At 62.9% G+C, this 11,769-nt stretch carries 13 protein-coding genes and 3 tRNA genes; 10 read left to right on the forward strand and 6 right to left on the reverse strand.

What is annotated here, in order from left to right; all coding sequences use genetic code 11:
- The first annotated feature begins 150 nt into the window (after positions 1-150).
- The 4 genes from SIN08_RS07170 (at position 151) to SIN08_RS07185 (ending at position 3,011) form a co-directional block, all read left to right on the forward strand.
- Positions 151-1,392, forward strand: coding sequence for a cysteine desulfurase (locus tag SIN08_RS07170; protein WP_322450885.1), 1,242 nt, complete (start codon positions 151-153; stop codon positions 1,390-1,392).
- Positions 1,393-1,396: 4 nt separating this feature from the next.
- The gene (locus SIN08_RS07175) at positions 1,397-1,789 is read left to right on the forward strand and encodes an SUF system Fe-S cluster assembly protein (protein ID WP_322450886.1); all 393 of its coding nucleotides are present in this window, start codon (positions 1,397-1,399) and stop codon (positions 1,787-1,789) included.
- 81 nt (positions 1,790-1,870) lie between these two features.
- The gene (sufA, locus tag SIN08_RS07180; RefSeq protein WP_322450887.1) at positions 1,871-2,254 is read left to right on the forward strand and encodes a Fe-S cluster assembly scaffold SufA; all 384 of its coding nucleotides are present in this window, start codon (positions 1,871-1,873) and stop codon (positions 2,252-2,254) included.
- Positions 2,255-2,345: 91 nt separating this feature from the next.
- Positions 2,346-3,011, forward strand: coding sequence for an MBL fold metallo-hydrolase (locus SIN08_RS07185; RefSeq protein ID WP_322450888.1), 666 nt, complete (start codon positions 2,346-2,348; stop codon positions 3,009-3,011).
- Between the two features lie 58 nt (positions 3,012-3,069).
- Here SIN08_RS07185 and SIN08_RS07190 read toward each other — a convergent pair whose 3' ends face one another.
- Positions 3,070-3,609, reverse strand: coding sequence for a cytochrome P460 family protein (locus SIN08_RS07190; RefSeq protein WP_322450889.1), 540 nt, complete (start codon positions 3,607-3,609; stop codon positions 3,070-3,072).
- A gap of 108 nt (positions 3,610-3,717) precedes the next feature.
- A complete protein-coding gene (locus SIN08_RS07195) occupies positions 3,718-4,215 on the reverse strand; it encodes a GFA family protein (protein ID WP_322450890.1) in 498 nt (165 codons plus the stop codon).
- A gap of 116 nt (positions 4,216-4,331) precedes the next feature.
- Here SIN08_RS07195 and SIN08_RS07200 point away from each other — a divergent pair, with 116 nt between their 5' ends.
- Entirely contained in the window at positions 4,332-4,655 is a 324-nt protein-coding gene (locus tag SIN08_RS07200) for a TfoX/Sxy family protein (RefSeq protein ID WP_322450891.1), read from the forward strand.
- A gap of 12 nt (positions 4,656-4,667) precedes the next feature.
- Here SIN08_RS07200 and SIN08_RS07205 read toward each other — a convergent pair whose 3' ends face one another.
- Together SIN08_RS07205 and SIN08_RS07210 are read right to left on the reverse strand one after the other, a co-directional pair.
- Positions 4,668-6,083 carry a DEAD/DEAH box helicase gene (locus tag SIN08_RS07205; protein WP_322450892.1) on the reverse strand — a complete coding sequence of 472 codons (1,416 nt, stop codon included), beginning with the start codon at positions 6,081-6,083 and terminating at the stop codon, positions 4,668-4,670.
- A 216-nt stretch (positions 6,084-6,299) separates the two neighbouring features.
- The gene (locus tag SIN08_RS07210) at positions 6,300-7,073 is read right to left on the reverse strand and encodes an NAD kinase (protein ID WP_322450893.1); all 774 of its coding nucleotides are present in this window, start codon (positions 7,071-7,073) and stop codon (positions 6,300-6,302) included.
- Between the two features lie 165 nt (positions 7,074-7,238).
- On the opposite strand from SIN08_RS07210, the gene SIN08_RS07215 reads away from it, so the two are divergent.
- Positions 7,239-7,314, forward strand: a tRNA-Thr gene (locus SIN08_RS07215).
- Between the two features lie 83 nt (positions 7,315-7,397).
- Here the strand turns inward: SIN08_RS07215 and SIN08_RS07220 are convergent.
- A complete protein-coding gene (locus tag SIN08_RS07220; protein ID WP_322450894.1) occupies positions 7,398-8,276 on the reverse strand; it encodes an RNA methyltransferase in 879 nt (292 codons plus the stop codon).
- A 184-nt stretch (positions 8,277-8,460) separates the two neighbouring features.
- Here SIN08_RS07220 and SIN08_RS07225 point away from each other — a divergent pair.
- Together SIN08_RS07225 and SIN08_RS07230 are read left to right on the forward strand one after the other, a co-directional pair.
- A tRNA-Tyr gene (locus SIN08_RS07225) sits at positions 8,461-8,545 on the forward strand.
- 95 nt (positions 8,546-8,640) lie between these two features.
- A tRNA-Gly gene (locus tag SIN08_RS07230) sits at positions 8,641-8,714 on the forward strand.
- Positions 8,715-8,996: 282 nt separating this feature from the next.
- Here SIN08_RS07230 and SIN08_RS07235 read toward each other — a convergent pair.
- Positions 8,997-9,341: a multidrug efflux SMR transporter gene (locus SIN08_RS07235; protein ID WP_322450895.1), complete on the reverse strand. Its 345-nt coding sequence runs from the start codon at positions 9,339-9,341 to the stop codon at positions 8,997-8,999.
- Between the two features lie 314 nt (positions 9,342-9,655).
- Here SIN08_RS07235 and SIN08_RS07240 point away from each other — a divergent pair, with 314 nt between their 5' ends.
- Positions 9,656-10,558 carry a DUF817 domain-containing protein gene (locus SIN08_RS07240; protein ID WP_322450912.1) on the forward strand — a complete coding sequence of 301 codons (903 nt, stop codon included), beginning with the start codon at positions 9,656-9,658 and terminating at the stop codon, positions 10,556-10,558.
- Between the two features lie 84 nt (positions 10,559-10,642).
- A partial coding sequence (tuf, locus tag SIN08_RS07245) for an elongation factor Tu (protein WP_322450896.1) occupies positions 10,643-11,769 on the forward strand: 1,127 nt, incomplete at its 3' end.

Consider the following 11,769-nt stretch of genomic DNA (forward strand, 5'->3'; position numbering starts at 1 on the left):
GCAGAAGGCGACAACGCTGAAGGGCGCCGGCTTCTGAACCCGGCCGTGCTCTACGCTCATCGGCCAATAGGTCCCGGATAGCCCTCGCTTCGCTCAGGCTTCCGGGATGACGATCGGAGAGGCGGATGACGACCGCAGAAGGGTAAGAGAGTGGACCAGAAGATCGAACACGGTACCTTCGACGTCGAGGCCGTTCGCCGCGACTTTCCCATCCTGGCACGCGAGATCTACGGCAAACCGCTCGTCTATCTCGACAACGGGGCTTCGGCGCAGAAGCCGCAGGTGGTGATCGACGCGATCACGCACGCCTATTCCAGCGAATATGCCAATGTGCATCGCGGGCTCCACTTTCTCTCCAACGCGGCAACGGAAGCTTATGAAAAGGCACGGGAAACGGTGCGCCGTTTCCTGAATGCCGGAAGCGTTGAGGAGATCGTCTTCACGAAGTCCGCCACCGAGGCGATCAACACGGTCGCCCACGGCTACGCCATGCCGCGCATCGGCGAGGGCGACGAGATCGTGCTTTCGGTCATGGAGCATCACTCCAACATTGTGCCCTGGCACTTCCTGCGTGAAAGGCAGGGGGCGAAGCTCGTCTGGGCGCCGGTGGACGATGAAGGCGCTTTCCATCTCGAGGAATTCGAGAAGTGCCTGACGGAACGCACGAAGCTTGTCGCCATCACGCATATGTCCAATGTCCTCGGCACCGTTACGCCCATCGCCGACATCGTGCGCATTGCCCATGCGCGTGGCATCCCGGTGCTGGTGGATGGCAGCCAGGGCGCGGTGCACATGCCGGTGGACGTCCAGGCGCTCGGATGTGATTTCTATGTCTGCACCGGGCACAAGCTCTACGGTCCTTCCGGTATCGGCGTGCTTTACGGCTGCAGCGACAAGCTCGCCGAGATGCGGCCCTTCCAGGGCGGCGGCGAGATGATCGAGGACGTGACGGTGGACAGCGTCACCTATAACGACCCGCCGCACCGTTTCGAGGCGGGAACGCCACCCATCGTGCAGGCGATCGGCCTCGGGGCCGCGCTCGATTATGTAGACGGTGTCGGCCGGGAGAATATCGCCACGCACGAGGCGGAGTTGACGCGATACGCCCATGAAAGGCTGAGCCAGATCAATTCGCTGCGCATCTTCGGCACTGCGCCGGGCAAGGGTTCGATCCTGTCCTTCGAGCTTGCCGGCATCCACGCGCACGACGTGTCGATGGTGATCGACCGGGCGGGTGTGGCGGTGCGGGCCGGCACCCATTGCGCCCAGCCCCTGTTGCAGCGCTTCGGCGTGACCTCGACATGCCGCGCGTCATTCGCCATGTATAATACGAAGGCCGAGGTGGATGCCCTGGCCGACGCGCTCGACCAGGCGCGCAAATTCTTTGGGTGAGGCGATGACCGATACCAGCCAGAAGCCGGAAGCCGAGACGACAGAAGCGGAAGAGCAAATCTCCTCCGCCTCCGCCATCTCGCAGGACGAGCTTGCGCGCCTGACCGACGACATCGTCGGCGCGCTCAAGACCGTCTACGACCCGGAAATTCCGGCCGACATCTATGAGCTCGGCCTGATCTACAAGATCGATATCGAGGACGACCGCTCGGTGAAGATCGACATGACGCTGACCGCCCCGGGCTGCCCCGTGGCGGGCGAGATGCCGGGCTGGGTGGAAAACGCCGTCAGCGCGGTGGAAGGGGTGAGCGATGTCGAAGTCAACATGGTCTTCGACCCGCCCTGGACGCCGGACCGCATGTCGGAAGAGGCGCAGGTCGCGATCGGCTGGTACTGAGGTTGCAACGGGCGCCCGACTGAACCATCTTTGAGATACACCTTCCGCGAGTCTTGACCTCGCCGTGAACGGAGAAATTCAATGGGCCGTTTTCAAGTCATAACCCTTACAGAAGCCGCAGCACGGCGCGTGCGTGAGATTGCCGAAACGCGCGAGGGTGCCCTGGGCGTGCGTGTCGGCATCAAGAAGGGCGGCTGCGCCGGCATGGAATATACGGTGGATCTGGTCACCGAACCCGATCCGAAGGACGACCATGTCGAACATGAGGGCGCGCATGTCTATGTGGCGCCGGAAGCGGCTCTTTTCCTGCTTGGTACACAGATGGATTTCGAGGTGACGCGGCTAAGGACGGGCTTCACCTTCAAAAATCCCAACCAGAGCTCGGCCTGCGGCTGCGGTGAATCGGTCGAGCTGAAGCCGGCCGATCTCAAGGCGTTGGCGGAGGCCCGTGCGGCCGGCGCCTGAGGATTTGCGTTTCGCAGTCCTTAACCTTGACCTCAACCACGGTTGAGGCACCATATGAGTGCTCCTTGTAGAATGAGCAAAGGAGCATGCCATGCGACAGATTTACCCCGATCTTTGGCAGACGAGCCCGGAAAGGCCGATCCCCGACACGCCGGAAGCTACGTCGCATGCCTATCTTCTGCTTCGCGACGGCGGCAATGTCCTCTTCTACGGAACAGGACGCGAGGAGGGAGGCTCGCCGAAGGAAGAGGACGACCTTCGAGGCATTCAGCACCTGGGCGGCGTTTCCCACCAGATCTTGGCGCATTGGCACGAAGCGGCGCCATCGCTTGCGCATATCAGGGAAATGTTCGGCTCGAAGCTTTGCTGTCACGAACGCGATGCGAGCGATGTGGCGCGGATTGGAAAGATCGAAGTGGATCAGGTCTTCCGGCGTGCGGAAACCGCGCTGAGCGATATCGAGGTCATTCCAACGCCGGGCCACACGGCGGGGAGCACCTGCTTCCTTTACAGGTCGCCACACGGAAAAACCTATCTGTTCAGCGGCGATACGATCGTGCCGGCGCGGGATTCCTGGCTCTCAGCCGCGTTGGGCGGAAGCAAGGCCGATCTGAGGAACAGCCTCGAGTTGCTGCGCAATTTGAAGCCTGACGCGGTCATGGCTGCGGGGGCGCTCGGTCCCGACACCTACAGGGAGATCGCCTCGCCGGCTGCGTGGCAGGCGGCAATCGACGCCGCTGAGCAGGCGCTCTCCTGATGAGGCGGCGCGATGGCACGGCGGCGCATCGCGCCGCCGTTTTCACCCTTGAGCGAGTTCAGGATAGCCTGTCCATCGTGTAGAGAAAGTCTCCACCTTCGGCCTCTGAATGGCAGGAGATGCAGCCGGTTGCCCGTCCGGCAAGCGGAACGCCTTCAGGCGTCTGATCGAGCGAGCCGTCGGGCAGGTATTTCGCCCAGAACCAGTTTGCGCTTTCGGGCGCGTAGCCCTCTTCCCGCCGGAACATGACGGTGACGGAGGCGAGGCTGTCCCCAGGATTGTTCGCCACCTCCTCGATGCTTATCCCGGCCGGTCCGTAGTTTCGCTTGACGACCACCATTCCCTCTTGTCCTTCGACCTCGATGTCGGTCCAAAGGGTCTGGAGCACGGCGCCATGCGGCTCGGTGCCTTCGTAGGGCGTTGCCTGGATCGTTTCCTCCCCGGCCAGGGAAGCCTCGGTCAAGGCTGACCACAATGTCTCGGCATAAGCCGTGTCGGTGTCGTCACCGAATGGCGGCTGTCCGTCCTGGGGGACCGCTGTTCCAGGTGCTATCAATGCTAGGGCGAAGCCCACCTTCGCAAATGTCCTTGCGCTCATGATAAAATCCTCCCTGATCGATGGGAGAAACAGCTAGCGCCGGCATTTCGCGGTCCAAGGACCATTCACGGGGAATTGACCACGCGTCGCAAGGGCGGGGCGCCGCGGCTACTCCACCCAAAGATTGTTCCGCCGGTGCCATTCGGCGAGCGATTCCTCAGGATACAAGTCGAAGGCAAGATCGCCTTCGCGGATGTCCGGCTCTGTCCAATTCGCATTGTATTTCAGCATGAGATGCGTGCGGCTTGGCGGTGCGGGCAGGTCGCTGTCGATCGCGGAGGCGAAGGGGTGGACGAGTTCCGGCCAGGTCGGATCGTAAAGCCAGAGGGCTGATCCGCAGTCGCGGCAGAAATGCCGCTCTCCGGTGGAAATCTCGCAATGCGGATGCTCGTCGTCCTCGATCGTCGCCCGGTAAAAGCCGAGATGCGCGCCGCCTTTGACGACGAGCGTCGCCGAATCCGCGCCCAAATTGACCGCATAGCCCCCGCCGCCCTGCTGCTTGCGGCAGATGCTGCAGTAGCAGCGCTGATAGGGAACCGGCGTGTGGCTTTCCACCTCGAAGCGCACCGCACCACAGCGGCACGAGCCTTTCAGTTTCATCGGCATGGCATCACCCTCTCGGCAAGAACTCCCATTGCCAAGGTTAGGCGGCGAGGGGTTCGATGTCAGCAGACCGCGCGAAAGCACCTGACAAAGCGCCCGATCGTTGACATGCTTGGCGGATGAAAGATGAAGATATTCGCGACCTCTTCGCCGGCCTGGGGCCGATCACGATCAGGCGCATGTTCGGGGGCAAGGGCATTTACCACGAAGGTGTGATCTTTGCCCTGGAGGTCGATGGCGAAATTCTGCTGAAGGCGGACCGGGAGAGCGCTCCTGATTTCGCGGAGGCCGGAAGCCGACAGTGGGTCTATACCGGCAAGCCTGGGCGCAAGCCCACGGCCATGCCGTACTGGTCGATCCCGGACAGCGCGCTCGACGATACCGAGGAAATGTCCGCCTGGGCGCGGAAAGCCTATGAAGCCGGGCTGCGCACGCGCAAATAGGAAAAGCGCTGATCAGTCCTTGCCCGGTACCTTCATGAAATCGGGGACGTCATCGCCGAAGCCGACGGGCGTTTTCGCCTCTTCCCTATCCGCGCGGCGGCCCGTACGCTTCTTCTGCCCTTCGGTATCGGGGCTTTTGGCCGTTTCCCTTGGCGGGCGATTCTCGTCCGCGCTCGAGGCTGCTTCGTCTTTTGCCTTTTTAGCGGGCTTGCCCTTTTCGGCGCCCTTGCGCCCGTCGCCGCGCCCGCTACTGCCCCGGCGTGGCCTCTCCTCCGCTTCGTCTGCAGGCGCCAGCGTCGAAAGATCGCCGTCGAGCCATTCGATCTGCTGACCGATCAGTTTCTCGATGCCATCCACATATTTCCGGTCGGCACGGGTGACGATGGTGAAGGCTTTGCCCGAGCGGCCGGCCCGGCCCGTGCGGCCGATACGGTGGACATAATCCTCCGCATGGGTGGGCACGTCGAAATTGAAGATATGGCTGACATCGGGGATGTCCAGGCCGCGCGCGGCGACGTCGGAGGCCACCAGAAGGGTGAGCTTGTCGCGCCGGAAGTTCTCCAGCATCGTCATCCGGGCGCGCTGGTCCATGTCGCCGTGTAGCGCGCCGGCATCAAAGTCGTGACGGACCAGCGAGCGGAAGAGGGTGGCCACTTCGGTCTTGCGGTTGCAGAAGATGATGGCGTTCTTGAGCGCCTCGCCTTCGGCGCGAATGAGCTCGCGCAGGCGCTCGCGTTTGGCCCACGGCTTGGCGCCCGACTTCACCAGCCGCTGTGTGATGTTGACGGCCGTGCTGGCGGGCCGCGAAACTTCCACCCGCACCGGGGCCTGCAGGAACTGCTGGGTGAGCTTGGTGATCTCCGGCGGCATGGTCGCGGAGAAGAACAGCGTCTGGCGGGTGAAGGGGATCAGCTTGCAGATGCGCTCGATATCGGGAATGAAACCCATGTCGAGCATGCGGTCGGCCTCGTCGATGACGAGGATCTCCACGCCTGTCAGAAGCAGCTTGCCGCGCTCGAAATGGTCGAGCAGGCGGCCGGGGGTGGCGATCAGCACGTCCGCGCCGCGCTCCAGCTTGCGCTCCTGCTCGTCGAAGGACACGCCGCCGATGAGCAGCGCGATGTTCAGCCGGTGGTTCTTGCCGTACTTGACGAAGTTCTCTTCCACCTGGGCGGCGAGTTCCCGTGTCGGCTCCAGAATGAGCGTGCGCGGCATGCGCGCCCGCGCGCGCCCGCGCTCCAGGCGCGTCAGCATGGGAAGCACGAAGGAGGCGGTCTTGCCCGTGCCGGTCTGAGCGATGCCCAGGACATCCTTGCCTTCCAGCGCATGCGGAATGGCGCCGGCCTGGATGGGCGTGGGGGTCGTGTAGCCGGCGTCGATGACGGCCGACAGCACCTTCGGCGACAGGCCGAGGTCTGCGAAGCTCACAGCGTCCTGTACAATTTCCTGGTTTTCTGACACGTATTGGCTGTCTTTGCTGTTCTGCTCTGCGGTGAATACCACGCGCTCGACCGAGCTTCTGCCCTTGCTTGTGCGGGGCCTAAGGTGTGGTGCGCCCAATGTCAACAGCCAGGTTAACGACCGGCGGCTCCGATCGATCCAGTCAGAAGGCGTGCTTCGGCAATAAATCGCGCTTTGTTGGCTTCAGTAGCGGAACTGTTCGGTAAGAATCCGCTCGTCCCAGGAGTGGCTGGCGTCGAAGAGCACGGTCGCCGTCATGTCGTGGGATTCGCGCACCCGCACCTCGGTTACCGACTTAATCTCCGTGTGGTCGGCCACGGCGTTCACCGGCCGTTTTTCCGGCTCGAGGATCGTCAGGTCCACCGTCGATTGGTTGGGCAGCAGTGCCCCCCGCCAGCGGCGCGGCCGGAAGGGGCTGACCGGTGTCAGCGCCAGAAGCGGCGCATCGAGCGGCAGGATCGGCCCGTGCGCCGACAGGTTGTAGGCGGTGGAGCCGGCCGGCGTGGCGACCAGCACGCCGTCGCAGATCAGTTCCTCGAGCCGCACCTTGCCGTCGATGGCGATACGAATCTTGGCCGCCTGGTAGGATTGGCGCAAGAGCGACACCTCGTTGATGGCGAGCGCCTTAAGGACCTGGCCGTCTGCGTCGCGTGCCCGCATCTCCAGCGGCCGGAGCGTTTCGGCGATGGCGGCATCGACCCGCTCGCGCAGGCCTTCCTCGCGATACTCGTTCATGAGAAAGCCGACGGTGCCGCGGTTCATGCCGTAGATCTTCTTGCCCGAGCCCATCGTCTCGTGCAGCGTTTGCAGCATGAAGCCGTCGCCGCCGAGGGGCACGATGATCTCGGCGTTTTCCGGCCGTTCCTGTCCGTAAAGGGCCGAAAGCCTGCCGGCGGCCTCGCGGGCGTCGCTCGTGTCCGCCGCGAGGAAAGCGAAGGAGAATTGTGGCTGTGTCATCCCGGCGGCTGATTCCCTTGCGGCGCGTGTGCAAACCGGTATCACGCGACCTATATCCATGCAAAGGCAACAGCGCGGGCGGGCATGTGCCGCGCCAGCCGCATGCGTTCGTATGGGCGGAGAATGCGTTTTACTCCGCTGCCGATTGTGCTATCGCAATGCCATGCCCTTGTAGCTCAGTTGGTAGAGCACCTGATTTGTAATCAGGGGGTCGCGGGTTCGAGTCCTGCCGGGGGCACCATTTTTCTCCGTGTGCACGACCCGGAGACATTGTCCCTGAAAACCTTGAGCCCGACCGGTTGCTGCCGGTCTGCCAGATCTGCCTCAGGTCGGTTTCAGTTCGGATTGTGATGTACCCACAGCTGCGGGATCTTCATGCGCGGTGCGGTGTGCGATGTAGAGTGCCACTGCCGCCGCGTTCGACACGTTGAGCGAGTGGATCGGGCCGGGCATGTCGAGGCGCGCCAGGGCGTTCACCGTCTGCCGGGTCTTCATGCGCAGGCCCTTGCCTTCCGCCCCCAGAACCAGGGCGAGCCGGCCCGGTCGCACGGCCTGCTCGAGCGGCTGCGGCCCCTCCGAATCGAGCCCCACGGTGTAAAAGCCCGCCGCTTGCAGTTCATCCAGCGCCTCGGCCAGATTGCGCACGGTTATGTGGTCGATGTGCTCCAGCGCGCCGGAGGCGGCCTTGGCCAGGACCCCCGATTCGGCGGGACTGTGGCGCGCCGTCGTGATCAGCGCCGCGACGCCGAAGGCGACGGCCGAGCGGATGATGGCGCCGACATTGTGCGGATCGGTGATCTGGTCGAGCACCAGCACCAATGCTGCGTCGCCGAGCGCGGACAGCGCCTTGGGTATCCTGGGGTCGGCTTCCACGAGCACGCCCTGGTGTACTGCGTCCGGGCCAAGGAGCGCGTCGATCGCCTTGGGCGCCACGATCTCAGTCGGGAAGGGCAGGGCGGTCGGATCGTCGAGCCCGAGCCGCTGCGCGGCGTTGCGGGTGACCAGCATGCGGTGGATCCTGCGCGCGGGATTGTCGAGGGCGGCGCGCACGGTGTGCAGGCCGTAAAGGCGCACCACCCCCTGTGGCGTTGCCGCCGGACCGCCGGTGCTGGCCGGTCTGGCCTCGCGCTCGCGCTGACGGTGCGCCCTGCGCAGGCGCGCGTAGTGGCTGTCCTTGGGGCTTTTCGGCTTGTCGTCGCTCATGGCGGTTCCTATATCCGAGACCGTCGCGCGCGCCTATCGGCGAGGCGCGGAAAATTCGCGTGCCAAAGCGCGTCGGCACTGTTGACACCGATCGATGTCGTGGCCATAAGGCGTCGCGAAAACGGCGCTCCGGCTTGTTGCGTGTGTTTTCCCGGCCGACTGGTTGCACGGTGCGGCAACAGACGGAGGGGTGTCCGAGTGGTTAAAGGAGGCGGACTGTAAATCCGCTGGCTATGCCTACGTTGGTTCGAATCCAACCCCCTCCACCACCCTTCGCCCGTTTCGGGTTTCGGGTGGCGGATCACCTTGCCCGGAACGGGCGAAGAGTGCCCTCCAAAGCTCCAGCGAAAGAGGGTTGTTTTCTGCGGGTATAGCTCAATGGTAGAGCAGCAGCCTTCCAAGCTGAATATGCGGGTTCGATTCCCGCTACCCGCTCCAAACCTTCCGTCCCGGCTCTTTCCCCTCCTGGCGTCTTGACGGCTTCGCCAAGCGCCGGCGGCAACAGCGGTAGCCTGTCTTTCTTCGGAACTCTCGGGCATCGTCGTGGTTTGGCCTCGAAAAAAGGAGATTGCTTCATGGCATTTCCGCCCAGGCCGACACCGGAGCCGCCGGGACCGAAACCGGAACCGCCGCAACCCCTGCCGCCGGATCCCGCGCCCGATCCGGACAAGCCGGTTCCGACACGATAAGACGCATGGCCGGTGTGTCGGGCCTGCACGGTCAATGGGAGATCGTGTCGGAAAAACCGTTGACGATCACCACACCCAGGATGATCAGGCTCAGCCCGATCAGCGCAGCCGCATCGAGTGTTTGCCTGAAAACGAAGAACCCGATGGCCGAAATCAGCACGATGCCGAGCCCGCTCCAGATGGCGTAGGCGACGCCGACCGGCAGCGCCTTCAGCGAGACGGAGAGGAAATAGAAGGCGCCGGCGTAACACACCGCCATGCCCGCAGTCGGCAGCACTCGTGTGAATTGCTGGCTCTGCTGCAGAAAGGACGTCCCGATAACCTCGAAGACGATGGCGATGGCCAGCGAGCCATAGGTGATCAGTGCTGCCTGCATCAACGCTTCTCCAAAACATCAGTCCTCATGCCGCGCATTGCGACGTTTGCGCCATCCGCGATCTATGCCGGGCGCAAAGTCCGGACAAGCCCGATGTCGTCCTCCGTAGCCGTTGACGGGTTCCGTGCGGGAGAACCGGCATGCCCCGGACCAGATTCGACTTGTGGGAGGTGACAGCTGAAGATAGGATCCGAATGCTCTGACAAAATAAATAATTGAATTGATTGCGAAAATTTGTTTTCATGCAATATTTTTCTGTTGCTGTATTCGAGTATGCGTTTCAATCCTCAAGGTTCTGCAGAACTTTTTCAAGAATGCCGCGGCAAAGGTTGCTCGAAGCGCCGGAGCAGCCGGACGTGAAGCGGTTCACGTCCCTCGAGCGGCAGATCGATATCGCTGCGCATAAAGTTCTCGATCGAATGCCGGCGCACGGGCTTTCCGGTGCGCTGATCGAGTTCCTGGTGTTCGGGTTGAAGCAGGCGTGGGCCTGCCTGTTCGGCGGCATGATGCTCTTTCTCATGATCGCCACCCGGCTCTATTGGCCTGCCGATCCGGCTATCGCCCGTTACGATTTTCTGTTTCTGGGAGCAATAGCCGTGCAGGCCGGCATGCTGCTGTCGAAACTGGAGATGCTGGCCGAAGTCGGGGTGATACTGCTGTTTCATCTGGTGGGGACAGGGATGGAAATATTCAAAACGGCGGCCGGATCGTGGATCTACCCGGAGCCGAGCCTGTTCCGCATCGGCGGCGTGCCGCTTTTTTCCGGCTTCATGTATGGAGCGGTCGGATCCTACCTTGCGCGGATCTCTCGCATATTCGACATGCGTTACAGCGGCTATCCGCCACGGTGGGCAACCGTGTTCCTCGCGGCCACCATCTATGTCAATTTCTTCTCACACCATTTCCTGCCGGATGTTCGCATCATCCTTTTCCTGCTTACGGCGGCATTGTTCGGCCGGACGGTGGTGCACTACCGGGTCTTCCGCTTCACGCATCGTATGCCGCTGTTGCTGGGATTTCTCCTGGTAGCGTTCTTCATCTGGTTTGCGGAGAATATCGGCACCTGGTCGCGGGCCTGGCTTTATCCGGGTCAGGAGAACGGCTGGACGCCGGTGTCGATCCATAAGCTGGGCGCCTGGTATCTCTTGATGATCATTTCCTTCGTCCTGGTCACGCTGGTGCATCGCCCGGAGCCGCCGAGCCAAGGGAAACGCTGAGCGCACAAGGGACTTGTCTTTTGCGGGCTTTGTCGTTAATCGCCCGGCAATCGGAATCAAAACACGCCGCCCAAGGGAATTGAGATGGCCAAAGGTAAATTCGAGCGCACGAAGCCGCATGTGAACATCGGGACGGTTGGTCACGTTGACCACGGGAAGACGACGCTGACGGCAGCGATCACGAAGTATTTCGGCGACTTCCGGGCCTATGATCAGATTGACGCGGCGCCTGAGGAGAAGGCGCGCGGGATCACGATTTCGACGGCGCATGTCGAGTACGAGACGGATGCGCGGCACTACGCGCACGTCGACTGCCCGGGGCACGCGGACTACGTGAAGAACATGATCACGGGCGCGGCGCAGATGGACGGCGCGATCCTGGTTGTTTCGGCGGCGGACGGGCCGATGCCGCAGACGCGCGAGCACATTCTTCTGGCGCGCCAGGTTGGCGTTCCGGCGATCGTGGTGTTTCTGAACAAGGTGGACCAGGTTGACGATCCGGAGCTTCTGGAGCTTGTCGAGCTTGAGGTTCGCGAGCTTCTGTCGGCCTACGAGTTTCCGGGCGACGACATTCCGATCGTCAAGGGCTCGGCGCTTGCCGCGCTCGAGGATTCGAACAAGGAGATCGGCGAGGATGCGGTCCGCGAGCTGATGAAGCAGGTGGACGCGTACATCCCGACGCCGGAGCGTCCGATCGACCAGCCGTTCCTGATGCCGATCGAGGACGTGTTCTCGATTTCGGGCCGCGGCACGGTTGTGACGGGCCGCGTCGAGCGCGGGGTGATCAAGGTCGGCGACGAGATCGAGATCGTCGGCATCCGGCCGACGTCGAAGACGACGTGCACGGGCGTGGAGATGTTCCGCAAGCTCCTGGACCAGGGGCAGGCGGGCGACAACATCGGCGCGCTTCTGCGCGGTGTGGAGCGCGAGGGCGTCGAGCGCGGCCAGGTTCTGGCCAAGCCGGGCTCGGTGACGCCGCACACGAAGTTCAAGGCGGAGGCCTACATCCTGACGAAGGAGGAGGGCGGTCGCCACACGCCGTTCTTCACGAACTACCGTCCGCAGTTCTACTTCCGCACGACGGATGTGACGGGCGTGTGTTCGCTTCCGGAAGGCACGGAGATGGTGATGCCGGGCGACAATGTGACGATGGACGTGGAGCTGATCGTGCCGATCGCCATGGAGGAGCGCCTGCGCTTCGCCATCCGCGA

Origin of the sequence: Chelativorans sp. M5D2P16 (assembly GCF_034427935.1) — a bacterium.
Lineage (GTDB): Bacteria > Pseudomonadota > Alphaproteobacteria > Rhizobiales > Rhizobiaceae > Chelativorans.